24 protein-coding genes are annotated in these 24585 nt (G+C 64.3%); 18 read left to right on the forward strand and 6 right to left on the reverse strand.

Annotation, left to right across the window (positions count from 1 at the left end):
- Window positions 1-65: 65 nt before the first annotated feature.
- The gene (locus tag EOB80_RS10655; protein ID WP_063173273.1) at window positions 66-653 is read left to right on the forward strand and encodes a GNAT family protein; all 588 of its coding nucleotides are present in this window, start codon (window positions 66-68) and stop codon (window positions 651-653) included.
- Window positions 654-831: 178 nt separating this feature from the next.
- Here the strand turns inward: EOB80_RS10655 and EOB80_RS10660 are convergent, their stop codons facing one another.
- A complete protein-coding gene (locus tag EOB80_RS10660) occupies window positions 832-1701 on the reverse strand; it encodes an endonuclease/exonuclease/phosphatase family protein (RefSeq protein WP_127327583.1) in 870 nt (289 codons plus the stop codon).
- Window positions 1702-1835: 134 nt separating this feature from the next.
- Between EOB80_RS10660 and obgE the strand changes: the two genes are divergently transcribed.
- From obgE to EOB80_RS10685, 5 genes are all read left to right on the forward strand, one after another.
- Complete coding sequence (obgE, locus tag EOB80_RS10665) at window positions 1836-2867, forward strand: GTPase ObgE (RefSeq protein WP_127327584.1); 1032 nt, start codon at window positions 1836-1838, stop codon at window positions 2865-2867.
- Window positions 2868-2871: 4 nt separating this feature from the next.
- Window positions 2872-4062, forward strand: coding sequence for a glutamate 5-kinase (proB, locus tag EOB80_RS10670; RefSeq protein ID WP_127317719.1), 1191 nt, complete (start codon window positions 2872-2874; stop codon window positions 4060-4062).
- Window positions 4063-4065: 3 nt separating this feature from the next.
- Window positions 4066-5352, forward strand: coding sequence for a glutamate-5-semialdehyde dehydrogenase (locus EOB80_RS10675; protein WP_127327585.1), 1287 nt, complete (start codon window positions 4066-4068; stop codon window positions 5350-5352).
- Window positions 5353-5379: 27 nt separating this feature from the next.
- The gene (locus EOB80_RS10680; protein WP_245466327.1) at window positions 5380-6012 is read left to right on the forward strand and encodes a nicotinate-nucleotide adenylyltransferase; all 633 of its coding nucleotides are present in this window, start codon (window positions 5380-5382) and stop codon (window positions 6010-6012) included.
- Window positions 6013-6080: 68 nt separating this feature from the next.
- The gene (locus EOB80_RS10685) at window positions 6081-7364 is read left to right on the forward strand and encodes an MFS transporter (RefSeq protein ID WP_127327586.1); all 1284 of its coding nucleotides are present in this window, start codon (window positions 6081-6083) and stop codon (window positions 7362-7364) included.
- Between the two features lie 9 nt (window positions 7365-7373).
- Here the strand turns inward: EOB80_RS10685 and EOB80_RS10690 are convergent, their stop codons facing one another.
- A complete protein-coding gene (locus tag EOB80_RS10690; protein ID WP_127267095.1) occupies window positions 7374-8225 on the reverse strand; it encodes a mechanosensitive ion channel domain-containing protein in 852 nt (283 codons plus the stop codon).
- A gap of 242 nt (window positions 8226-8467) precedes the next feature.
- On the opposite strand from EOB80_RS10690, the gene rsfS reads away from it, so the two are divergent.
- The 10 genes from rsfS (at window position 8468) to EOB80_RS10740 (ending at window position 17930) form a co-directional block, all read left to right on the forward strand.
- Window positions 8468-8845 (forward strand): ribosome silencing factor, encoded by a 378-nt coding sequence (gene rsfS, locus EOB80_RS10695; RefSeq protein ID WP_013529073.1) that lies wholly within the window; start codon window positions 8468-8470, stop codon window positions 8843-8845.
- Between the two features lie 27 nt (window positions 8846-8872).
- A complete protein-coding gene (gene rlmH, locus EOB80_RS10700; RefSeq protein ID WP_127327587.1) occupies window positions 8873-9355 on the forward strand; it encodes a 23S rRNA (pseudouridine(1915)-N(3))-methyltransferase RlmH in 483 nt (160 codons plus the stop codon).
- A 124-nt stretch (window positions 9356-9479) separates the two neighbouring features.
- Window positions 9480-10817, forward strand: coding sequence for a murein hydrolase activator EnvC (locus tag EOB80_RS10705; protein ID WP_127327588.1), 1338 nt, complete (start codon window positions 9480-9482; stop codon window positions 10815-10817).
- Complete coding sequence (locus EOB80_RS10710) at window positions 10818-12149, forward strand: S41 family peptidase (protein ID WP_024502881.1); 1332 nt, start codon at window positions 10818-10820, stop codon at window positions 12147-12149.
- A 212-nt stretch (window positions 12150-12361) separates the two neighbouring features.
- Window positions 12362-13531, forward strand: a complete 1170-nt coding sequence (locus tag EOB80_RS10715) for a divergent polysaccharide deacetylase family protein (RefSeq protein ID WP_127327589.1) — start codon at window positions 12362-12364, stop codon at window positions 13529-13531.
- 30 nt (window positions 13532-13561) lie between these two features.
- Window positions 13562-14083, forward strand: coding sequence for an RNA pyrophosphohydrolase (locus EOB80_RS10720; RefSeq protein ID WP_127327590.1), 522 nt, complete (start codon window positions 13562-13564; stop codon window positions 14081-14083).
- A gap of 77 nt (window positions 14084-14160) precedes the next feature.
- Window positions 14161-15300: an alanine racemase gene (alr, locus tag EOB80_RS10725; protein WP_127327591.1), complete on the forward strand. Its 1140-nt coding sequence runs from the start codon at window positions 14161-14163 to the stop codon at window positions 15298-15300.
- Window positions 15301-15574: 274 nt separating this feature from the next.
- Complete coding sequence (rnk, locus tag EOB80_RS10730; RefSeq protein WP_127327592.1) at window positions 15575-15997, forward strand: nucleoside diphosphate kinase regulator; 423 nt, start codon at window positions 15575-15577, stop codon at window positions 15995-15997.
- Between the two features lie 14 nt (window positions 15998-16011).
- On the forward strand, window positions 16012-16554 hold the full coding sequence (locus EOB80_RS10735; protein WP_245466328.1) for a nucleoside-diphosphate kinase: 543 nt from the start codon (window positions 16012-16014) through the stop codon (window positions 16552-16554).
- Window positions 16555-16673: 119 nt separating this feature from the next.
- Window positions 16674-17930, forward strand: a complete 1257-nt coding sequence (locus EOB80_RS10740; RefSeq protein WP_127327594.1) for a D-amino acid dehydrogenase — start codon at window positions 16674-16676, stop codon at window positions 17928-17930.
- 4 nt (window positions 17931-17934) lie between these two features.
- On the opposite strand, the gene EOB80_RS10745 is transcribed toward EOB80_RS10740, so the two are convergent.
- The 3 genes from EOB80_RS10745 to EOB80_RS10755 form a co-directional block, all read right to left on the reverse strand.
- Window positions 17935-20091, reverse strand: coding sequence for a phosphatidylserine/phosphatidylglycerophosphate/cardiolipin synthase family protein (locus tag EOB80_RS10745; RefSeq protein ID WP_127327595.1), 2157 nt, complete (start codon window positions 20089-20091; stop codon window positions 17935-17937).
- Complete coding sequence (locus EOB80_RS10750) at window positions 20088-20531, reverse strand: hypothetical protein (RefSeq protein WP_127327596.1); 444 nt, start codon at window positions 20529-20531, stop codon at window positions 20088-20090. The genes EOB80_RS10745 and EOB80_RS10750 overlap by 4 nt, the downstream gene beginning before the upstream one ends.
- 98 nt (window positions 20532-20629) lie before the next feature.
- Window positions 20630-21511 carry a LysR family transcriptional regulator gene (locus tag EOB80_RS10755; RefSeq protein ID WP_127327597.1) on the reverse strand — a complete coding sequence of 294 codons (882 nt, stop codon included), beginning with the start codon at window positions 21509-21511 and terminating at the stop codon, window positions 20630-20632.
- A gap of 214 nt (window positions 21512-21725) precedes the next feature.
- On the opposite strand from EOB80_RS10755, the gene EOB80_RS10760 reads away from it, so the two are divergent.
- Complete coding sequence (locus EOB80_RS10760) at window positions 21726-23222, forward strand: CoA-acylating methylmalonate-semialdehyde dehydrogenase (protein ID WP_023811796.1); 1497 nt, start codon at window positions 21726-21728, stop codon at window positions 23220-23222.
- A 314-nt stretch (window positions 23223-23536) separates the two neighbouring features.
- Complete coding sequence (locus EOB80_RS10765) at window positions 23537-23836, forward strand: hypothetical protein (RefSeq protein ID WP_127327598.1); 300 nt, start codon at window positions 23537-23539, stop codon at window positions 23834-23836.
- 54 nt (window positions 23837-23890) lie between these two features.
- Here the strand turns inward: EOB80_RS10765 and EOB80_RS10770 are convergent, their stop codons facing one another.
- On the reverse strand, window positions 23891-24583 hold the full coding sequence (locus EOB80_RS10770) for a GntR family transcriptional regulator (protein WP_164762579.1): 693 nt from the start codon (window positions 24581-24583) through the stop codon (window positions 23891-23893).
- Window positions 24584-24585: the final 2 nt, after the last annotated feature.

The raw sequence follows: 24585 nt of genomic DNA on the forward strand, positions 1-24585 counted from the left end.
CAGGAAAAGGATCAGGGGAGATGGGTTTCCATCTCCCCTTTTTCTTGTGCCTGGAGGACTTTCAAATGGTTGCCGAAGCGGAAGACTCAGAAGACGAAAGTTACGCGATAGATTGTCCGGTGCTGGTCACCGAGCGGCTAGTGATGCGGGCGCCACACGAGGGCGATATCGCGCAACTGGTCGAGCTTGCCGACAACCGCCATGTCGCCGAAATGCTGGCCCGCATGCCGCACCCCTATGGCGAGGCCGAGGCGCGCTCTTTCCTGGCCATGACCAAGTCGCGCCGGGCCGGCATCGCTTATGCCCTGACGCTGGCCGGCACCGACACTTTCGTCGGTTGCGCCGGCCTCAACACCACCGATCGCGGGCTGGAGCTCGGTTACTGGATCGGCGAGCCGCACTGGAAGAAGGGCTACGCGACCGAGGCGGCACATGCGCTGGTCGATCTCGCCTTCCAGAGGACGTCGATCCAGGTGCTGCATGCCTCGACACGGGTCATCAATCCGGCCTCGCGCCGGGTCATCCACAAATGCGGGTTCCAGTATGCCGGCCAGGGCATGCTGAACTCGATCGTCGCCGGCCAGGTGCCGGTCGAGCGTTATCGGCTCGATAGGAAGACCTGGACCAGCCTGCGGAACTGGGTCCACTTTTGATGTGTGCCGATATTCAGGTGAGGCCGGCCTGCGAATGGCGGCTTCCTGCGCTTCCGGTGCTCACGTACTTTTAGTACGCTCCGCTCCGGTTCTCGGAAGCCACTATTCTCGGCTCGGCCTGACCTGAATCTCGACACACATCGGGTACGGCGCGAAACCAATGGGAGGCAAACTTGGATCAGCCCAGTTCGACCCAGACCGGCAGATGGTCCGAGCCGACGGCCTTTCGGTCGACCCACAGGCGCTGCAGGGATCTGGCGAGCGACGCGCTGGTGAAGATGTAGTCGATGCGCTTGTGGCGGCTGGGGTCGGTGGGTTGCTTGGGATCGACCCAGCTAATGAGATCGTCGCCGCTAGCGTTCAGCCGCAAGGCGGCATCGACGGCGAAGTCGGCGGTCAGCGGCATGCCGAATTCGTGGTCCGGCCGGCCGGCGAGTTCGACATATTCGGGCGAGCCGGCCAGCATGTTGAAATCGCCCATGCCGACAAAGGCTTCGGGATGCGGCAGTTCCGGCAGGCCGATCTCGGCGACCCCGGACAGCGCGCCGCCTTCTAGCGCGTAGTTCAGCATGCGTTGGCGCAGGAACTGGATCTGGCTGGCGCGTTCGACGGGGCTGCGGTGATCGAGATGGATGGAATAGAAGCGGATGAAACCAAGCGGCGTCTCGATCAGCGCTTCCAGCGCGCCGCGCTGGAAGTTCATCATCTCGAAGCTGCGGCTGCGCGGCAAAAGCAGGTTGCGCGACAGATGAATAGGCGTTTTCGACAGCACCATGTTGCCGAGCTGGAAGGTTTTCGTGATGGCGCGGCCATTGTCGATGTGCGAACCGATATTGGCCTCGAAATTGCTGCCATAGACGGCGAAGTAGTCGGGCAGCGCCTCGCCGATCTCGGCGACCATGTCGCGGCCGCCATTCCGGGGATTGTTGCGGGTCACCTCCTGCAAAGCGATCACGTCGGCGCCGCGCACGGCATCAGCGATGCGCCCGACATCGTATTGCCCGTCGAGGCCGATGCCGTACTGGATGTTGTAAGTTACAAGCTTCATTCCGGCATCTCTCCGGCCGATCCCGCGCGGCCATTGTCACAAAACGGCCTCGCCCTTCGCCGCGCCTTGGTTTAGAGCAAGGGCCAAGGTTTAGAGCAATGCCGCAAGGCCACTAGTAGAAACTGTACAATCCCATGAAATTTCTGGATCAAGCCAAGGTCTACATCCGCTCCGGTGACGGTGGCGCCGGTTCGGTGTCGTTCCGGCGCGAAAAATTCATCGAGTTCGGCGGACCGGATGGCGGCGATGGCGGCCGTGGCGGCGATGTCTGGCTGGAGGCAGTCAACGGGCTGAACACGCTGATAGACTACCGCTACCAGCAGCATTTCAAGGCCAAGACCGGCGTCCACGGCATGGGCCGCAACATGACCGGCGCCAAGGGCGCCGATGTCACGCTGAAAGTGCCGGCGGGAACGCAGGTGTTCGAAGAAGACAACGAGACGCTGATCTGCGATCTGACCGTGGTCGGCCAGCGCTTTCTGCTGGCCAAGGGCGGCAATGGCGGCTTCGGCAACCAGCATTTCAAGACCTCGACCAACCAGGCGCCGCGCCGCGCCAACCCCGGCCTGCCGGGGCAGGAGCTCAACATCTGGCTGCGGCTGAAGCTGATCGCCGATGCCGGACTGGTCGGGCTGCCGAATGCCGGCAAGTCGACATTCCTGGCCGCCGTCACCGCGGCCAAGCCGAAGATCGCCGACTATCCGTTCACGACGCTGCATCCCGGCCTCGGCGTTGCCCGCATCGACGCGCGCGAATTCGTCATCGCCGATATTCCGGGCCTCATCGAAGGCGCGCATGAGGGTGTCGGCATCGGGGACCGCTTCCTTGGCCATGTCGAGCGCACGCGTGTGCTGTTGCATCTGGTTTCGGCGCAGGAGGAAAATCCGGGCAAAGCCTACAAGACCGTGCGCGCGGAGCTTGAGGCCTATGGCAACGGCTTGACCGACAAGGTCGAGATCGTGGCACTGTCCCAGGTCGACACGCTCGAAGCCGATGCGCGCAAGAAGAAAGTCGCCTCGCTGAAGCGCGCCGCCGGCCGCGCGCCGATGCTGTTGTCGGCCGTCACCGGCGAGGGTGTCGAGGCGGTGCTGCGGGCGCTGATGTCGGTGGTGGCCGAGGCGCGTGCGCAGATCGCTGCGCCAGTCGAGACGCGCTGGGAAAAGTAGGACGATGCAGTCGCTGGGAAAATATCGGCGCATCACCGTCAAGATCGGCTCGGCGCTGCTCGTCGACCGCGCGACAGGCCTGAAGCGCGACTGGCTGGCCTCGCTCGCCGACGACATTGCGGCGCTGGCCAAGGGCGGCGCTGAAATCCTCGTCGTCTCGTCCGGCGCCATCGCGCTAGGCCGCACGATCCTTGGTCTCGGCAAGCGCGCCTTGAAGCTCGAAGAGAGCCAGGCCGCGGCAGCCGTCGGGCAGATCGCATTGGCCGGCGCGTGGTCGGATGCGCTCGGCAAGGGCAGCTTGAAATCGGGCCAGATCCTGCTGACGCTCGGCGACACCGAGGAGCGCCGCCGCTATCTCAATGCGCGGGCAACGATCTCGACGCTGCTCAAGATGAAGGCGGTGCCGGTCATCAACGAAAACGACACGGTGGCGACGTCCGAAATCCGCTATGGCGACAATGACCGGCTGGCGGCTCGCGTCGCCACCATGATGGGCGCTGATCTTTTGGTGCTGCTCTCCGACATCGATGGCCTCTATACGGCGCCGCCGGCGCGTGACCCTCAGGCCAAATTCATTCCGGTGGTCGACCGCATCACGCCCGATATCGAGGCGATGGCGGGTGCGGCCGCTTCCGAGCTGTCGCGCGGCGGCATGCGCACGAAGCTCGATGCCGGCAAGATCGCCACCGCCGCCGGCACCGCGATGATCATCACCTCAGGCACGCGGTTGTCGCCGCTGATGGCGATCGAACGCGGCGAGCGCGCTACTTTCTTTCGGCCGAGCAGCAACCCGGTCAAGGGCTACAAGACCTGGATCGCCGGCCAGCTCGAACCGGCCGGCCGGCTTACGGTCGATGCCGGCGCCATCGGTGCGCTGCTGTCGGGCAAGTCGTTGCTGCCGGCCGGCGTCAAGCTGGTCAGCGGCAATTTCTCGCGCGGCGACACGGTGGCGATCCTGTCGCCCGAGGGCCGCGAGATCGCGCGCGGGCTGGTTGCCTACGATGCGGCCGATGCCGTAAGGATCGCGGGCCTGAAGACGACCGAGATCGAAACCGTGCTCGGCTACGAGGCGCGTTCGGCGATGATCCACCGCGACGACCTTGTGGTGAGCCATTCGGGTGACCAAGTACGGGCCGGCGACCAAACAGGGGCCGGTGACCAAGTCACGGTCGGTGGCGATGTAAGCGGAGGATGAGCCATGCTGAAACTGCATGAAAAATCCGGGGATGACACCGTAGCAACGATGGCCGATATCGGCCGTCGTGCCCGCGCTGCCGCCCGACCGCTGGCCATTGCCACGACCGCCGCCAAGAACGCCGCACTCCTCGCCATGGCAGAGGCGATCGTCGCTCGGGAGCAGGACATTCTCGACGCCAACGCCATCGATGTCTCGAACGGCCAGGAATCCGGGCTTTCCGCCTCCTTCATGGACCGGCTGAAGCTCGATCCGGCGCGCATTCGCGCCATGGCCGACGGCATCAGGGAAATCGCCGCGCTGCGCGATCCGGTCGGCGATGTGATGGCGCAATGGGACAGGCCGAACGACCTGCATATCGAGCGTGTGCGCACGCCGCTCGGCGTCGTCGGCGTCATCTATGAGAGCCGCCCGAACGTCACCGCCGATGCCGGCGCGCTGTGCCTCAAGGCAGGCAATCCGGTGATCCTGCGTGGCGGCTCGGATTCGCTCAATTCATCAGCCGCCATCCATGCCTGCCTGGTCGAAGGGCTGAAGCAAGCCGGCCTGCCGGAAGACGCCATCCAGCTGGTGCCGACCACCGATCGCGCCGCCGTTGGCGAGATGCTGAAGGGCCTCGGCGGCACGCTGGATGTCATCATCCCGCGCGGCGGCAAAAGCCTCGTCGGGCGCGTGCAGGCTGAGGCACGGGTGCCGGTTTTCGCGCATCTCGAAGGCATCTGCCATCTCTACATCGACCGCTCGGCCGATCTCGACATGGCGGTGCGGATAGCCGTCAACGCCAAGATGCGGCGCACCGGCGTCTGCGGTGCCGCCGAGACGCTGCTGGTCGACCAGGGGGTCGCCTCCACCCATCTGGTGCCGATCCTCGACGCACTGCGCGCGGCCGGCTGCGAAATCCATGCCGATGCCGACGTGCTGAAAGTGTTTTTCGATGCCAAGCCGGCGATCGATGCCGACTGGGTGACCGAATATCTCGACGCCATCATCGCGGTGAAGCTGGTCGACGGTGTTGCCGGTGCCATCGAGCATATCGAGACGTTTTCCTCGCATCACACCGAGGCGATCGTCGCCGAGGACGCGCAAGCCGTCGAGAGATTCTTCAACGAGATCGATTCGGCGATCCTGCTGCACAACGCATCGACGCAGTTCGCCGATGGCGGTGAGTTCGGCATGGGCGCCGAGATCGGCATAGCCACCGGCAAGATGCATGCGCGCGGACCGGTCGGCGTCGAGCAACTGACCTCGTTCAAATACCGCGTGCGCGGGTCGGGACAGGTGAGGCCTTGAATCTTTTCGTTGTCAGAGCCTGAGGCAATGCTGGCATCTTCCGAACCGGCGGTACCCTCCCGTTACCTGAAGATGCCGCATGCTGAGAAAGGCCTCGCCGTCGGCCTGTTCGGCGGCTCGTTCAATCCGCCGCATGCCGGCCATGCGCTGGTCGCCGAGATCGCGCTCAGACGCCTGGCGCTCGACCAATTGTGGTGGATGGTCACGCCGGGCAATCCGCTGAAGAACACCAGGGAACTGGCGCCGCTCGGCGAACGGCTGCAGCTGTCGGAGCAGATCGCCAAGAACCCGAAGATCAAGGTCACCGCGTTCGAAGCCGCCCATCACGTCCGCTACACCGCCGACACGCTGGCGCTGGTCAAGGCGCGCAATCCCGGCGTCGACTACGTCTGGATCATGGGGGCGGATAGTTTGCGCGATTTCCACCGCTGGCAGCGCTGGCGCGAGATCGTTATGACTTTCCCGATCGCCGTCATCGACCGCCCGGGCGCGACGCTGTCGTTCCTGTCCTCCGTCGTCGCCAAGACCTTCGACTATGCCCGCATCGACGAGGGCGATGCGCCGCGGCTTGCCCGCATGAAAGCACCGGCCTGGACCTTTATCCACGGCCCGCGCTCGTCGCTGTCATCAAGTGCGATCCGCAAGCTGGCGAAGGGGTGAGCCCGACCGCCCGCCCATGTCGCTTTTATCGCTCCCTTTGCCCGTTTCATGGGCAATCCTGAGCAGGCATGTCGATTCCCAGGAAAACCCGTAGCGAAGCCGAGCAGGGCGCCGAGCCCACACCGCTGATCGCGATTGCCAGCGTCATCGTGTCGATGGCACTGATAGCCGTCGGCAACGGGCTGATGTTTGCCTATATCCCGGTTCGGCTCGGCGCCGAGGGTTTCGATCCGACCTGGGCCGGACTTATCATCACCGGACTTTCGGCCGGTGGGCTGGCGGGCTGCATCCTGACCGGACCGCTGGTGCGAAGGGTCGGCCATGCCCGTGCCTTCATGGTGTTGTCGGCGCTGATCGCACTGGCCAACGCCGCCGTCGGCGCCGGGGTCCATCCGCTGCTGTGGATAGCCGCCCGCGCGCTCTACGGCTTTGCCATCTGCGGCCTGTTCATCGTCGCGCAGAGCTGGCTGAACGACGCCGTTGCCAACGCCATCCGTGGCCGGGTCATGGCTTTCTTCTACGTTGCCTATGTCGCCGGGCTCGGCGTCGGCTACGCGACGCTGGCGCTGGTGGATATCAGGACAGCGGATGCGCCGCTGATCGGCATCGCCTTCACGGCGCTATCGATCCTTCCCGTCGGGATGACCCGACTTGCCCAGCCGCCGGCACCGCAGGCGGCCTCGGTGGCGCTGCGCCGCGCCTGGCGGGTTTCACCGGTCGGCGTCGCCGGCATGCTTGCGGTCGGCGGCCTGTCAATGTCGATTGCGGGCTTCGCGCCGATCCACGCCACGGCCAAGGGCTACAGCCAGGCCGATGTGGCGCTGCTGCTTTCGGCGATGCCTCTCGGCACTCTGATCCTGCAGATCCCGCTTGGCTGGATTTCCGACCGAACCGACCGCCGCTATGTGCTGATCGCCGCATCCGCGCTTGCCATGGTCGCCGGCGTATTTGCGCTCGGGTACGATGGCGGCGCGTTGGCCGCGTTGGTTGTGATCTATATCGTGTGGGACGGCGCCTCGGAATCGATCTATTCGCTGGCCAGCGCACATGCCGCCGACCGCGCCGGCAAGGATGACATGGTGGCGCTGTCCAGTTCGCTTTTGTTTGCCTGGTCGCTGTCGGGTTTCGTCGTGCCCGGCATCGTGACGGCGCTTTCGGCCGTCTTTGGAACGCAGGCTTTCATCTATGTGGCTGTTCTCATCGCCGCAGCCTTCTGCCTGTTCGTGCTTCTGCGCGTGTTCACGACGCGTGCGGTCCCGGTCGGTGAAACCGGCAGTTTCGCACCGATGACGGCGCAGGCGCCTTTGCCGGTCGAACTTGCCTTCTCACCGGACGATGAGGGCCGGCACTGAGCCAACCGACTATTGCCGGCGGGCTTCGGGTTGGGGCGCTTCCGGCGGCGGCAGCGGGATCGATATGCCTTCGCTATCGAATTCCTGTTTGGCGCGCTTGGTGAGATCGGTCTGGGTGGCGAAGAAGTCCGCCGACGATGTCCAATAGCGCAAGGCAATCGAAACAGTGCTGTCACCCAATGTCGAGACGAAAGCGATCGGCGCCGGCTCACGTTTCACTCGCCGTTCGGCCGCGGCAGTGGCAAGCAAGGTTTTCTGCGCCCTGTCGATGTCGTTCCAGGAGCCGATGGAGAGTGTGATGTCGCTGCGGCGTACGCCGTTGCGCGAGAAGTTGCGCACCGGCTGGTTCCACAACGTCGAGTTGGGCGCCAGGATGTAGACGCCGTCGGCGGTCCTGAGCTTGGTCGCGAACAGACCGATTTCCTCGATCGTGCCGGCGATCGAACCAACCTCGACGGATTCGCCGATGCGGAACGGCCGCAGCGCCAGAAGCATGATGCCGGCGGCGATGTTCTGCAGCGTGCCCTGCAACGCCAGACCGATGGCGAGGCCAATGGCACCGATCGCGGCAATGATCGAGGCCGTCTGCACGCCGAACTGGCCGAGCACCATGATGGTGACGAGGATCAGGATGGCGTAGCGGACGATCTTGGAGAAGAAATGCCGCAACGTCGCATCGAAACCATGGATATGGCCGAGACCGGCGAAGATCGAACGTTCGGCAAGACCGGCGACGATGTAGCCGACAATCAAGAGGATGACGGCACCGATGGCCGAGAAGGAGTACGAAACAATCAGCGTGCTCAGTTGGGCGAGGCCAGCCTGGACGCTGAGAAAGGCGTTTTGCGGGTCGATCGGCATGGGGGGAATCCGGTTGGTCGGTGAGCCGATAACCCATGCGGGCGGTGAGGGTTCCGATCTTTTCCGGCGTGCAGCGGAACCACAAGAGCGACAATACGTTCGTGCGAGGCAGGGTCCCGTCTTGAAACTGTCAGGGAACTCTGCCTATCTAAGTGGTGTCACCTGCTTCAAGGGGTGATTTGGTTGTTCTTGCTGCGAAAGGAAATACACTGAGAACAGCACTGCGGAAGAAGGCCGATATCATGCCTTCGCCGGCCAGGATCAGCGTAGACGACGCCGTGTCCCGCGCCATCAAGACAGTCCTTGCCAGTCTGGAAGACTCCAAGGCCGAAAACATTGTCTCCATCGACATTCAGGGGAAATCGAGCCTCGGCGACTACATGGTCGTCGCTTCGGGCCGATCGCACCGTCATGTCGCGGCTGTCGCCGATCATCTTCTCAAAGCGATCAAGGATGCCGGTCTCGGCACCGCGCGCGTTGAGGGGCTGTCCGGCGCCGACTGGGTCCTGATCGATTCTGGCGACATCATCGTCCATGTCTTCCGCCCCGAAGTCCGCGAATTCTACAATCTCGAAAAGATGTGGCAGGCGCCGGACCTCGAGGAAGAAACGCTCCACTAAGTCGTTCGCGCGGCTTACAAGGCGAGGATGAAGATATCAGTTCATGCCGTGGGCCGGATGAAAGCCGGCCCCGAAAAGCTGCTTGCCGACCGCTATTTCGAGCGCTTCGCCAAGAGCGGCCCGGCCGTCGGGCTTGAATTTGGCGGCATTGCCGAGATTGCCGAGGGGCGCAGCCAGACCGCCAACGAGCGCCGGCGTGAGGAAGGCCAGAAACTGCAGACGCAGTTGCAGCCCGGCACCGCTTTGATCCTGCTGGACGAACGCGGCAAAAGCTTTTCTTCGGAAGATTTCGCCGGGCGCCTCGGCCTGTTGCGTGACGGTGGCCGCAAGGGACTGGTCATCGCCATCGGCGGCGCCGACGGTCACGACCAGTCGCTGCGCGACCAGGCCGAACTGGTGATGTCGTTCGGATTGCTGACATGGCCGCATCAGCTGGTGCGCGTGATGCTGGGAGAGCAGCTTTATCGGGCGGCCACGATCCTTTCGGGACATCCTTATCATCGCTCGTAAACCGGTGAATTGGTGCACTACACCCGGATTTCCGCCCCAATGCCGAGGCAAGATTGCATCGAGTGGGCGGTTTCGAACATGGTTGATTGTTCGTTAACGAAGCCACGCATAGAGTCGGGCTTCAATGTCTGAAGACAGAAAATCAAGAACGGGCTCCTGGCGCGCGCGCTGCGGCATCGCGGTGGCGGTGCTTGTGCTGTCGATGCATGCGGGGCGGGCGGAAAACACGCTCGACATGGCTCCCGATCCGGATCAGAGCCGGGCCGAATATGAACGGGTCTCGAAGGAGATCACGCTGTCGTCGGAACGATTGGCCAAACTCTCCGCCGATATCGCGACGATCAAGAAGGATCACGCCTCGATCACCGCCGCATTGATCCAGTCGGCGATGACCGAGCAGAAGCTCGGCCAGGACATCGAGGACATCGGCGCCCGGCTGGAAGGACTGAAGGGCCAGGAACAGAAGATCCGCGCCTCACTGATGGCGCGGCGCGACGTTCTGGCCGAAGTGCTGGGCGCGTTGCAGCGCATGGGTCTCAACCCGCCGCCGGCGATCCTGGTCAAGCCCGAGGACGCGCTGTCGTCGGTGCGCAGCGCCATCCTGCTCGGCGCGGTGGTGCCGGAACTGCGCCAGCAGACCGATAGCCTGCTTGCCGATCTCAAGGAACAGACCAGGCTCACGGCGTCGATCGACGCCGAACGGGCGCGGCTGACGGCGGCGGTCGGCGACCAGACGGCGGAAAAGAAGCGCCTCGGCATGCTGCTGGAGGCCAAGCAGAAGCTCGAAGCCGACACGCAGACGCAAATGGCCGCCGAAAAGCAGCGATCCGAAGCGCTGGCGGCCAAGGCCGGCAGCCTGAAGGAGTTGATCGCGTCGCTCGAAGCGCAGGCCGACAAGAGCCGCAAGGCTGCCGATGCTGCCAAGGCCGCGGAGCCGAAGACACCGGATGGCGACAACACATCGGCGCCGGCGGAACTGGCGTCGCTGCCCGTTCCGGAAAGCAACCAACTTGCCGCCGCGGTGCCCTTTTCGGCCCTTCAGGGGCAGATCGCGCTACCGGTGACCGGTCGTATCAAGCGGCGATTCGGCGCCGATGACGGTAACGGCGCGGTGATGCTTGGCGACATGGTTGCGACACAATCGGGAGCCATCGTTACCGCGCCGGCGGATGGAAATGTGCTTTATGCGGGGCCGTTTCGCTCTTATGGTCAACTCTTGATCCTGAACGCAGGCGACGGCTATCATGTCGTTTTGGCGGGGATGAGCAGAATCAGCGTCGCGACCGGTCAATCAGTGCTTGCAGGAGAGCCGATCGGTGCGATGGGAGAGGCCCGGGTGGCGAGCACCTCGGTTTCGAAGAATGGAAATGCCACGCCGGAACTCTATGTCGAGTTCCGCAAGGATGGAAAACCCGTCGATCCGGCCCCATGGTGGGCGGACCGTTTTTCTGGAAGGACGTGAATAATGCGGAAACTGTCGCTTCTGTTTGCCGGTGCGCTGATGGGCGCGTCCGCCATGAGCCTGGTCTATGGCGCGCCCGGCTCGGCGGCGAACGCTGCAGGGTCGGAGACCTACAAGCAACTGGCGATCTTCGGCGATATCTTCGAGCGGGTGCGGGCACAGTATGTGACACCGCCCGACGACAAGTCGCTGGTCGAGAATGCCATCAACGGCATGCTGGCCTCGCTTGACCCGCACTCCTCCTACATGAATGCCGAGCAGGCGCAGGATATGCGCGTCCAGACCAAGGGCGAGTTCGGCGGCCTCGGCATCGAGGTCACCATGGAGAACGATCTGGTCAAGGTGATCACGCCGATCGACGACACGCCGGCCGCCAAGGCAGGCGTGCTGGCCGGCGACTATATCGCCAAGATCGACGGCGAAGAGGTTCGCGGCCTGACCCTCAACGATGCGGTCGACAAGATGCGCGGCCTGGTCAACACGCCGATCAAGCTGACCATCCTGCGCCAGGGCGCCGACAAGCCGATCGAACTGACGGTCGTGCGCGACATCATCAAGGTCAAGGCGGTCAAGTTCCGGGTCGAGAACGACATCGGCTACATGAAGATCACCTCCTTCACCGAAAAGACCTATGACGACCTCGAGAACGCCATCGACACCATCAAGAAGCAGATTCCCGACGACAAGCTGAAGGGCTACGTTCTGGATCTCCGCCTCAATCCGGGTGGCCTGCTCGACCAGGCGGTGAGCGTGTCCGATGCCTTCCTCAACCGCGGCGAGATCGTCTCGACGCGCGGCCGCGACCCCAAGGACGTCACCCGCTTCGACGCCAAGCCCAAGCAGGTCGACGACATCAACGGCAAGCCGATGATCGTCCTGGTCAATGGCGGTTCGGCCAGTGCGTCGGAAATCGTCGCCGGCGCGCTGCAGGACCTGCGCCGTGTCACGGTGGTCGGCACGCAGTCCTTCGGCAAGGGTTCGGTGCAGACCATCATTCCGCTCGGCGAGAATGGTGCGCTGCGGCTGACGACGGCGCTCTATTACACGCCGTCCGGCAAGTCGATCCAGGGCAAGGGCATCACGCCGGACATCAAGGTCGAACAGCCACTGCCGCCGGAACTGCAGGGCAGGGATCTGACACGTGGCGAATCCGATCTCAAGGGCCATATCAAGGGCGCCGACGAGAGCACGACGGGTTCGGGCTCGGCGGCCTATGTGCCGCCGGATCCGAAAGACGATCTGCAGCTCATCTATGCCGAGCAGCTGCTGCGTGGCCAGAAGACCGATCCGTCCTTCCCCCCCAATCCGCAAAAGGCGGTTCTCAACCAGTAAGGATCTGGAGTGGCGCACGCGCCGCCCCATCTTTCTGTTTGAGCCAGATGGAAGCAATGCGATGCTGCCGGGACCGAGAGGTTCCGGCAGTTTGATTCGGGGGGCGAGGCAAAGCTCCCGAGACATGGCGCGGGGTGCGCCGGGATTGATGAATTCGCGCATGTCTTTTCGAAGCGGCTTCGTCTTCGGAGCCATGTGCCCGGGGATTAGGCTTGGCTGATATCGGCAAGGACATCGAACGCCCGCTCGGACAGGCAGTCCGGTCGCCGCGCGCCGCCGGCAAGATCAGCGGCAGTGCGATCATGGCGACAGTGGCCGTGCTGGCGGTGGCCGGCGTCTCCGGCGCGATCGCGCTCAGGGAAAAGCCGTTTAGAAAGCCGCAAGAGGTTGCCGTTTCAACGCCGAAAGTGACCGCGGCGGCCGAGCCTGCCCCTGCGCCGCCCGCATCGACCCCGAAGCCGGAGGCGCCGGTCAAATCAGGCGGGCCGCAGATCATCCATGTGCAGACGGAGGAGGGCGATGGGCCGCCCAAGGCAGCGATCGTCATTCGCGATCCGTCGACTATCGGCCAGAACCTGAAGATCGCGCATATTCCAGACAAGGCGCTGATCGAGACCAGCGAGACCGGGCCGTTGCCGGTGCGCGCCACGGATGGCAGGCGGCCGTTCGACGTCTATGCGCGGCCCTGGTCGGGCGGGCGCGGCGCACGGGTGGCGATCGTCATCGGCGGGCTTTCGGTTTCGCAGACCGGCACCCAGGCGGCCATCGCCAAGCTGCCGGCGGAAGTGACGCTGGCCTTCGCGCCGCAAGGCAACAGCATCGGCCGGTGGATGCAGGCAGCCAGGCAGAGCGGCCACGAGATCGTCATGCAGGTGCCGCTCGAACCGTTCGATTATCCGAAGGTAAATCCGGGCCGCAACACGCTGACGGTGGCGGCGAGCGCGGATGAGAATCTGAAAAGCCTGCACTGGGCACTGTCGCGGACGACCAACTATACCGGCGTCATGAACTATATGGGCGCGCGCTTTTCCGCCGACGCGGCGGCGATGGAGCCGTTCATGGCCGAACTCGGCAAACGCGGCCTTGCCTATATCGATGACGGCTCGTCGGCTCGCAGCCTGGCGCCGGACCTAGCGCTGAAGGACGGCGTGCCCTTCGTCGCCGGCGACATGGCGATCGATGCCGTGCAGGATCGCGGCGAAATCCTGAAGAAGCTCGACAGTCTGGAGGCGACCGCGCGGGCCAAAGGCACTGCCGTCGGCATCGGTTCGGCCTTCGACCTGACGGTCGATACCGTGTCGTCCTGGGTGGTCGAGGCCAAGAAGCGCGGCATCGAGATCGTGCCGATTTCAGCGGTGGCTATAGATCCGCAAAAAGGCTAGCCATCGTAAGACGGCTGGAAAGACTGACTGATGCCTAAGACGAACAAGATCGACCGCGAAAAATTGCCTTACCGTCCCTGTGTCGGGCTGATGATCCTCAATGCCGAGGGCCTTGTCTGGGTCGGGCACCGGATTGCCGAACCGGACAGCGAATTTGCCGGCACGACGCAGCTCTGGCAGATGCCGCAGGGCGGCATCGACGAGGGCGAGGAGCCATTGCAGGCGGCCGAGCGCGAGCTCTATGAGGAGACCGGCATGCGAGGCGTCTCGCTGCTGGCCGAGGCGCCGGACTGGATCAACTATGATTTGCCGGACCATCTCGTCGGCATCGCCTTCAAGGGCCGGTATCGCGGCCAGACGCAGAAATGGTTCGCCTTTCGCTTCCACGGCGATGTCAGCGAGATCCAGATCAACCCGCCGCCGGGTGGCCACACCGCAGAGTTCGACAAATGGGCATGGCGGCCTATGCAGGACCTTCCCGACCTGATCGTGCCGTTCAAGCGCCATGTCTATGAGGATGTGGTGACAGCATTCCGGCATCTGGTGCAATAGCCGCTATACAACAACCGCGGTTGCCGCGCCGGCCCGGCGGTCCTATTGATGTATCCACTAGCACGCGAAGGGTCGCCATGAACGACGCCCCCCAAAAGTCGCCGCCAGAAGAGGTCACCGCCACAAGCGAAGTGGCGGCTGGGGCCATCCTCACCATCGATCTCGGTGCAATCCGTGAAAACTACCGGCGGCTGAAGGCGCGGTTGGGCGATGTTGCCTGCGCTGGTGTGCTCAAGGCGGACGGCTACGGCGTTGGCGCCGGCCAGGTCGGGGCGGCGCTGCTGCGCGAAGGCTGCGATGTCTTCTTCGTTGCGCTTCTGGGCGAAGGCGTCGCCCTGCGCCGCTCGCTTGGTGCGGGCCCTGCCATTTTCGTGTTGAACGGCATTCCGTCCGGTGCCGAGACGGACGCCGTGGCAGCAAACCTTTGTGCTGTTATAAACAGCCCTGAGCAACTGGCGGCTTGGCGTGTGGCGGCTCGCCGCGCCGGCCGAAAACTGCCGGCCGCGATCCAGGTCGACAGCGGCATGTCGCGGCTCGGCATGGCGCCCCGGGATGTGGAGCGCGTTGCCGCCGATCCGCAGGCCTTCGACGGCATCGACATCCGGTTCGTGATGAGTCATCTGGCCTGCGCCGACGAGCCGGAGCACCCGGCCAATGAGCTGCAGCGGCTGGCATTCGAGCAGCTGCGCAAGATGCTGCCGGCGGTACCGGCCTCGCTGACCAATTCCTCCGGCATCTTTCTTGGGGAGCGCTTTCACTACGATCTCGCCCGCCCCGGTGCCGCGCTCTACGGCATCAATCCGACGCCGGCAAAGCCCAATCCGATGCTGCCGGTGGTGCGGTTGCAGGCAAAGGTGGCACAGACGCGAAGCGTCGAAAAAGGCGCCGGCGTCGGCTATGGCCACACCTATCAAGCGCAAGGCCCGCTCAGGCTGGCGACAATTTCGTTCGGCTACGCGGATGGCTGGCAGCGCCGGGCCGTGTCGGCTGCGTGGTTCGAGGGCACGCGCCTGCCTTTCCTCGGGCGGGTGTCGATGGATTCGATCATTCTCGACATTTCCGCCCTGCCGGCCGGCAGGTTGCGCGAGGGTGATCTCGTCGAACTGCTCGGTCCCTCGCAAAGTGTCGATGACGCTGCCGGCCATGCCGGCACCATCGGCTACGAGATCCTGACCAGCCTCGGCCCGCGCTTCCATCGGCGCTATGTGGGCGGTTGAGCGGTTTGGCCGCGCTTGACAAGCGGATGCCTGTCGGCAAGGCTCCTTGCATGAGCAACCCAGCTTATATCAGAACCTTGTTCAGGGTCTGCCCAATCGCGGGATCGTAGCCCCGGCGCGGTCGCCTTTTGGCGTTCGTCCGAACCGGGGCATTTCTACCTGACATCATCATTCCCGAGCCAGACAGCTTCGCGGCTGCCGGCTTTTCATCAAGCCACCGTTTGTGCGGGGGCAGGCGCGCGTCTGTTGGATGCGCCAAGTCATGAGGTTTGCCATGCAACATGCAACAGGATTGCGGCCACCGAGCCGGCTTCTGGTCAGCGATGCCGACCACCACAGGCTGACGGGCCTGGCGCGGGCGTCGCTCGACCGCGAGCCCGAGACGGCCGAAGAACTGCTTTCGGAGATGGACCGTGCCGTCGTCACGGCGGCGGCTTCCATGCCGGCCAACGTGGTGCGGATGGATTCGACGGTGACAATCCGCAACGATGGCGGCCACACCCAGCGCATCACGCTGGTCTATCCCGGCGAAGCAGACATCAGTGAAAACAGGATCTCGGTGCTGACACCGATGGGGACGGCGCTTATCGGCGCGTCGATCGGGCAGACAGTGTGCTGGAGCAGCCGTGGCGGCCGGGAGCTGTCGGCGACCATCGAAGCGGTCGATGCGCCGGCCTGCGGGCGGGAAGGGTCCTGATCATGGAGACGGCGATGACAGGCGCGAATTTCCGGCTGACGACGAAGGACTTCGCCGTCCTCGAGATCATGTTGGAGCGTTGGCGGGCTTTCGCGGATCCGACTGTTCCAATGCTTGAAGAGAAGCTTTCCAAAGCCGAGGTCGTCGCGATCGATTCGGTCGGATCCGATATCGTGACGCTGAACAGCAGGCTGGTGTTTCGTGTCGATGCCGGCCCTGCCGAGACCCGAACTCTGGTGCAGAATGAGGTGCGCGGTCCGGTCGGCTCCAGCCTGTCGATCATGACAAGGCGGGGGCTTTGCATGCTCGGCATGGCCGAGGGTCAGACTGCATGGATCGAACACGCCGACGGCAGGCGGGAGTCGGTCCTGATTGCAGCCGTGCTCTACCAGCCGGAGGCCGCGCGGCGTGCCGTCAGGAAGAAATCCCAGGCCGAGGCGCGACGGCCGCATGGGCTCACCCTCGTCTACAGCGCCGCAGCCGATTGGCGGCCCCTTGGCGAAAGGGCCGGAATGCGGCAGACAGGGGATGACGACCCCGGTCCCACGGCGGCGTGAACAGGCAACACTGCACGATCCCGAAAGTCGGCATCGATTTTCGCAGGGGATCGTGCGCAAATCGGAAATGCGGCCGCGTCCAGGCGTCCTCAAGGACGTGCGGCGGCAAGGAGTGAACGATGAAGATCATGGTGCTGGGCGGCGGCGTCATCGGAGTGACCACGGCGTACTTTCTTGCCGAGGCCGGCCACGAGGTGACGGTTCTCGACCGCCAGAAAGGCCCGGCGCTGGAAACCAGCTTCGCCAATGCCGGCGAGATTTCGCCCGGCTACGCCTCGCCCTGGGCCGGACCCGGCATTCCGCTGAAGGCGATCAAATGGCTGCTGATGAAGCATGGCCCGCTGGTGGTGCGGCCGGCCTTCGACCCGCATATGTGGACATGGCTGATCAAGATGCTGCGCAACTGCACGGCCGAGCGCTATGCGATCAACAAGGCACGCATGGTGCCGCTCGCCGAATACAGCCGCGACACGCTGAAGGCGCTGCGCGAAGCGACCGGCATCGCCTATGACGAGCGCACCCAGGGCACGCTGCAGCTGTTTCGCACGCAAAAGCAGCTCGACGGCACCGGCGGCGATGTCGAGGTGCTGAAGAAGTATGGCGTGCCTTACGAGATCCTCGACCAGGACGGCTGCATCGCGGCTGAGCCTGGCCTTGCCGGGGTGCGCGAAAAGTTCGTCGGCGGCCTCAGGCTGCCGCACGACGAGACCGGCGACTGCAAGATGTTCACCGACAGGCTGGCCGAACTCTGTTTGGCCCGCGGCGTCAAGTTCGAGTACGACGTGACGATCTGGCGCGTCATCCGCAGCCGCAACCGCATCGCCAATCTCAGCACCAGCAAGGGCTGGAAGACCGCCGACGCCTATGTGATGGCGCTGGGCAGTTATTCGGCAGGTTTCATGCGCCGGGTGAAGCGGCCGATCCCGGTCTATCCGGTCAAGGGCTATTCGATCACCGTGCCGATCAAGGACGCCGCCGCGGCACCGGTGTCGACGGTGATGGACGAGACCTACAAGGTGGCGATCACCCGGCTCGGCGACCGCATCCGGGTTGGTGGTACGGCCGAGATTTCCGGCTTCGACCTCAGGCTGCACGAATCGCGGCGACGCACGCTGGAACACTCGGTTGGCGATCTCTTTCCGGGCGCCGGCGCCATGCGGGACGCGACGTTCTGGTGCGGGCTGCGGCCGATGACGCCGGATGGTCCGCCGCTGATCGGCCGCACCGAGCTTTCCAATCTCTATCTCAACACCGGCCACGGCACGCTCGGCTGGACCATGGCTTGTGGCTCGGGCAAGGTTCTGGCCGACATCATCTCCAGCCGGGTGCCTGACATCGACGTTCGCGACCTCGCGCAGGAGCGCTATCTACGGTAGAGGGTCAGAACGCCTGCCGGACCCAGTCCTCGTCGAAAAGCAGCCGGTAGGCCCACGGATTCGTTACATTGGTGGCGACCGGATTGGAGTGCGCGACATAGTCGTCATAGATCGGCTTCATCCTGGTGTAGAAGGCCGGATCGAGTACCATCATGCCGTTCTCACTGTCGTGGAAGAAGCTGCGGTTGTTGAGATTGACCGACGAGATGGCGACCAACCTTTCGTCGATCATCATGATCTTGGAATGCAGCACCACGTCAGGCGCCTTGAATTCGCGGATGTTGATGCGGTCGCCATATTTCTCGACGAACAGCTTGTTGAGCGCGGTGAGAAACTTGCCGCCGATATCGCCCTTGAGATCGATGCGGCCGACAATGTCGATCCTGACGCCGCGGGCGAGCGCCCGGTCAACAGCCTGGGCAAGTTTCGGTGTCAGGTTGAGGTAGGGATTGACGATCTGGATATGGTGCTGGGCCGCGTCGACCAGTTCGACGAAATAATCTTCCAGCGCATGGCCATCCTCGTAGGGCACCGAAATGAAGTGCCGCGCCGTACCTGAGGGGCGGGCGCCGTCGGATCGGACCGGAATGGAGAAGGGACGCGCCAGATTGGTGTCGGCGTCGCGCAGCCACACTGTCGAAAGATGCGCGGCAAGCGTCTCGACCATGGCCGGATCGGCGAACTCGATGTCGAAGTCGCTCCAGTTCGAATAGTAGTTCAGCGAGAACCCGTCGGTCTTGCCGTATTGCTCAAGGTCTGGATAGCGCGACAGATCGATCGGCTGGTGGAACAGGAAGCCGTCATGGATGTTGCGGCCGCCGATGATGGCGCGCGACCGCCGTGGATCGTCGGCAAGCGTCGCCAGCATCTTGACGTGATGGACCTTGTGCAATTGCGAGATCTGCTCGTCGATCGGCGCGCCCCGGTCCGCCCGCCAGCGATATTCCTGCAGCTCGACATTGGGGAATTCGGCCGCCAGCCGATGCAGCATGGCGTCGTCCTTGTCGCGCTCCAGCACGTCGGTGACCAGGATGCGCACCTTGGTGCCGAGGGCCGCATGATGACGGATCAGCCGTTCGATGATGCGGCCGGAAAAGTCGGCCTTGAACTCCAGGGACGACAGATAGATCAGCTTCAGCCTTGGCGCCTTGGAGAAGTCGAGCGGCAGCTCCGGGTCGCCCTTGTCGATGGCGCTGTCGGACAGCGGCGCTCCCATCAGCGCCTCGACCTTGGCGTTGAAGCCATCGCGCGATTTGCGCAGCAGGCGCGGCTTTCCGATCGGCAAGGCGCAGGTCTGCGACAGCCAGCGGCTGGCATAGAAGGCGCGGCTGAGCGCATCGAGGCCGGTGGGGTTAGGCGTCGTGCAACGCTCGTAGCGACTGTCGAAGGCGGCGAGAGCCGGATCGGCGGCCTCTTCGCGCCGAATGGTGAGCGGCGCGCCGGCCGGGGCAAGGCTGGAGCGGATCCTTGCGGTGCAGCGGTTCAGGCCGTCACTCGGAAACAGGCTGACCGTGTCGTCCTCGCCGGACAGGCGAAAACGGAATGCCGTGCCCATGGCGATGGTGCGTGAACCGCCGCCGGCACGGATCGCCAGCGTGCCGTCGCAGATGCCTTCGATGTCGGCCGGTTGCTTGCCGGCCTGGCGCAGCACGATCTCGACGCTGCGCGCCTGCAGGCCGGAGAAATCGAAGATCCTGGGCGCCGAGGGCCGCGCAGCCGCATCGATGTAGAGTGTCTGCCGCGACACCCGCCAGCGTCCATCGAAATGGCCCTCGCCGCTGCTGGCGCCGGCCGGCGGCAGATGCGTTTCGGCAACCGGTCCGGCCAGTTTTTGCAGTGTCCGGTAGGTCGCCTGGAAATCGCTGTTGGCGATCTCATGGCGGTCATGGCCGAAAGGGCCGGTGCCGTTGGCGCGGTCCATGGCGCCAAGCTGGTGGTGGGCGAGCAGCGCCAGGAAGCGTTTTTCATAGTCGCTCGTGCCAGCGTCACCGAAAAACTGCGCGGCGGCGATCCGCGGCCCAGCTGTCCCGGCCGAGAGCGCGGGTCGCGCGCAAGCGCTCTGGCCCTGCAGCAGGTCGCAGGCATTGCGGCCAGCGCCGGCACAGCCGGCAAGGACAGCCAGCCCGAACAGAACGATGGCGATGGATGCGCGACCCTTCACCCGGCCGCTCCGGCCTTCAGGGCGCTCAATTGCGCGGGATCGCGCGGCGGCATGAAGCCCTGCGGGAAGACCTTGCAAACGGGAATGGCGAAGGTGGCGATCAACAGTTCGGCCTCGCCGCGCATTTTGCGTGGCGCCGTCTTGTCGTCGCGGATCGCTTTCGCCGAGGCGACCAGGGTGCCGTCGCAGTCGCAATGGTTGTGGCGGGCGATGTAGCAGGCATCATGCGCCTGGCAGGCCGCATCGAGGCGGTCGGCCGGCCGGGCCGACAGGTCGCCGGTGCGGGTGCCGGGGCCGCAATAATTGCCAAGAACGAAAGGCGAAGGCCGCGCCATTGCGTAGCGGATCGGCTTGGGCAGTTCGGCTCCCGGGACCTTCGTCCACGGATTGGCGCAAGCGGAAACGAAAAGCAGCGGCAGGATGGCAAGAACGGCTCGCATGTCTATCCGCGCCAGCTTTCTAAGGGATCGTCTCTACGCGGCGGCTGCACGTCTGATGCCACTCTGGCCGGTTTTGTGGCAAGGAAAAGGCGGCACGGCTAAACAAATAGGCTCCGCTCCCGCTCCACCACCTTGGTGATGAAGCTGGCGACGATCTGGACGCGGCGCAGCGGCCTGACCGATTCGTGATAGACCAGCCAGTAGGCACGGCGGATCGGCGCGACCACCTCGACCGATACCAATTCCGGCATCGAGCGGGCGACGAAGGTGTGCAGGATGCCGATGCCGGCGCCCGAGCGCACCGCCTCGGCCTGGCCGAGCGCCGAGGAGATGGCGAAGCTGGTGCGCCAGTCCGTGCTGAATTCGCCCGCATAGTCGAGCGAGGGACTGACGATGAGGTCGGGTACGTAGCCGATGAGCGTGTGCTGGCCGAGCTCGGCGGCGGTTTTGGGCAAGCCATGCGCCTCGACATAGGCGCGCGAGGCAAACAGGCCGAGCGAGTAGTCGACCAGCTTTCCCGCCACCAGCCGGCCTTCGGTCGGCCGCTCGACGGTGATGGCGATGTCGGCCTCGCGACGCGACAGCGAGAAGGAGCGCGGCACCGGCACAAGCTGGATCGTCAGTTCGCGGTGCAGGGCGGTCAGTTCGCCGAGGCGCTTGGCCAGGAAGGCGACACCAAAACCGTCCGGTGCGCCGATGCGCACCGTGCCGGAAACGTCGTCGCCTTCGCCTGAAATGGTCGAGCGCGCGGCGATCATGTCGCCCTCCATGCGCTCGGCAATGTCGAGAAAACGCTCGCCGGCGGGCGTCAGCTCGCTGCCGGTGGTCAAGCGGCGAAACAGCTTTGTCCGCAGCGCTTCCTCGAGTGCGGCGATGCGGCGTGAGACGGTGGCGTGGTTGAGCTCCAGCCGTTTGGCGGCGCCAAGGATCTGGCCTGCGCGCGCCACGGCGAGGAAGATGCGGACGTCATCCCAGTTCATGGGGAGGGTCCAGATGACAATTATCGACGCTGCGTTCTGTGGTGGAACTCAATCTCTCAATCCGCACGGCAGCAATTGCATCCCACCATTTGCGGGAATTGATGCTCGCTCGTCAATCGCTATCTATTCTCCGCACAACGGTTGCGTTCTCCGTCGCGTTGCCATCCGCCGGCCAAAGGCGGACAATGCAGCATCACAAACAGGGAGAGAAATCATGATCGACTATGGTCATTTCATTGGCGGCAAGCATGTCGCCGGGACCAGCGGCCGCAAGCAGGATGTCATGCAGCCGATGGATGGCTCCGTGCGCGGCACGGTGGCGTTGGCCTCTCAGGCGGAACTGCGCGCGGCGGTCGAGAATGCCAAGGCAGCGCAGCCGAAATGGGCCGCGACCAACCCGCAGCGCCGCGTACGCGTCCTGATGAAGTTTCTCGAACTGGTCGCCCGCGACTATGACGAACTGGCCGACATCCTGGCGCGCGAGCACGGCAAGACGATCGCCGACGCCAAGGGCGACATCCAGCGCGGCCTCGAAGTGGTCGAAGTCTGCATCGGCGCACCGCACATGATGAAGGGCGAATTCACCGACGGCGCCGGCCCCGGCATCGACGTCTATTCCATGCGCCAGCCGCTCGGCGTCGTCGCCGGCATCACGCCCTTCAACTTCCCGGCGATGATCCCGCTCTGGAAGATCGCGCCGGCCATCGCCTGCGGCAACGCCTTCATCCTGAAACCGTCGGAGCGCGATCCGGGGGTGCCGATGCGCATCGCCGAACTGTTCCTCGAGGCCGGCCTGCCGGCAGGCATCCTCAATGTCGTCAATGGCGACAAGGATGTCGTCGACGCCATCCTCGACGATCCCGACATCAAGGCCATCGGCTTTGTCGGCTCGACGCCGATCGCCCATTACATCTATTCGCGCGGCACAGCCGCCGGCAAACGCGTGCAGTGCTTCGGCGGTGCCAAGAACCACATGATCATCATGCCCGATGCCGACATGGACCAGACCGTCGACGCGCTGATCGGCGCCGGCTACGGCTCGGCCGGCGAGCGCTGCATGGCGATCTCGGTCGCCGTCCCGGTCGGCAACGATACCGCCAACCGGCTGATGGAAAAGCTGATCCCGCGCGTCGAGAGCCTGAAGGTCGGTCCTTCGACGGACTCTTCCGCCGATTTCGGCCCGCTGGTGACGGCGCAGGCATTGGAACGGGTTAAGGGCTACGTGGATACCGGCGTCAAGGAAGGCGCCAAGCTGGTCGTCGACGGCCGCGGCTTCTCCATGCAGGGCTATGAAGACGGCTACTATATGGGTGGCTGCCTGTTCGACAACGTCACCGCGGACATGCGTATCTACAAGGAAGAGATCTTCGGGCCGGTGCTCTCTGTTGTGCGCGCCCCGACCTATGAGAGCGCGATCAAGCTCGCCAACGATCACGAGATGGGCAATGGCGTCGCCATCTTCACCCGTGACGGCGATGCCGCGCGCGACTTTGCAAGCCGTGTCCAGGTCGGCATGGTGGGAATCAATGTGCCGATCCCGGTGCCGATCGCCTACTACACGTTCGGCGGCTGGAAGGCATCTTCGTTCGGCGATCTCAACCAGCACGGCCCGGACGCGTTCCGCTTCTATACCAAGACCAAGACGGTGACCTCGCGCTGGCCGTCCGGCATCAAGGATGGTGCCGAATTCGTCATCCCGACGATGAACTGACCGGACGATTTCTTGGTTGCGCGTCCTCGCCTTCGGCTGCGGTCGCGCGGGCGGGCATCAAGGATGGTGCCGAATTCGTTATCCCGACGATGAACTGACCGGACAACAAATTGATTTGGGTTAAGGCCCGGGCGCTCGCGCCCGGGCCTTTTTTGCAATCCGGTGACGACCCTATCCGCTTGAACGCTAATGTGATGGAACCAAGTAGGCATCTGCCGTCTTGGTCTGCAGTCCTGCCGCAAGGAGGTACGGCAGATCAAGGAACGGCGCTGGCGACAGCTTCGGGGACATCGTCTGGCGCAAGGAGGTGTCAGATGACCCGTCTTGTGGCAACGCTATTTTTCGCGGCGGTTTCCGCGTTCCCCGCCGTCCCGGCGCTGGCGGAGCAATGCGCGGCCCGTGCGGATATGATCAAAGCGCTCGGGGAAAAATTCCACGAAAGCGAGGCGGCGCGCGGCCTGGTCAACCCGAGCCTGATTCTTGAGATATTCGTCTCCGACCGGGGCACCTGGACAATTCTTGCCACCGACACGCGTGGTCAGAGTTGCGTCATCACGGCGGGCGAAGGCTGGGACGGTTCGTTGATGGCGGCGGCTGCCTTGCCAGGGACTTGACCCGAGCTTCGAGGAAGCGCCGGCGACGAAAGCGCACCGGGGTATGAAGGACGTTCAGCGCGTGGCGGCCGTCTCGGCGTGGCCGCGCAGCAGCGCCATCAGGCGTTTGGCATCCTTGGCCGCGGCCTCCTCGTCGCCGGCAAGGATCGAGCGGATCAGCGCGACATGGTGCTCGGCGGATTCGGCAAGACCGGTCTCGGCCTTGTAGCGGAACCAGAAGCGGCGGCTGTGGGTCTGCAAGGGGGCGGCCAAACGGGCGGCGAAGGGATTGTCGGCAGCCAGCGCGAGCGCTTCGTCGAGAGCCTTGTCGGCCTGGATGAAGGCAAGCACGTTGCCCGAGATCACCGCTTTCTGCATGGCGAGCGCTGCTTCGTGAAACAGGTCGGCGGCTTCGCGGGTGACGAAGCGGGCGGCCGAGCGGGCGAGCACCACCTCGACGCCGCGACGTGCATCGAGGACGCGCAGCCAGTCGCCGGGATGGAGCGGGGCGATGGCGATGCCGGCGCGCGGCCTGACGTCGAGCAGCCCTTCCCATGCCAGCCGCTGGATCGCCTCGCGCACCGGTGTCCTGCCAAGCCCGAGCCTGTCGATCAGAGCGCCCTCGGTGACGAAGCTTGCCGGGGCCAGTTCGAGCGTGACGATCATGTGCTCGAGCACATGGTAGGCCCTGGTCGCGGCCGGCTCTGCCGAGGTGCTTGCTGCCGTGGATATCAAATGCGCTCTCCTGATATATCTTGAATATATCATAA

Origin of the sequence: Mesorhizobium sp. M7A.F.Ca.MR.245.00.0.0 (assembly GCF_003997415.1) — a bacterium.
Taxonomy (GTDB): domain Bacteria; phylum Pseudomonadota; class Alphaproteobacteria; order Rhizobiales; family Rhizobiaceae; genus Mesorhizobium.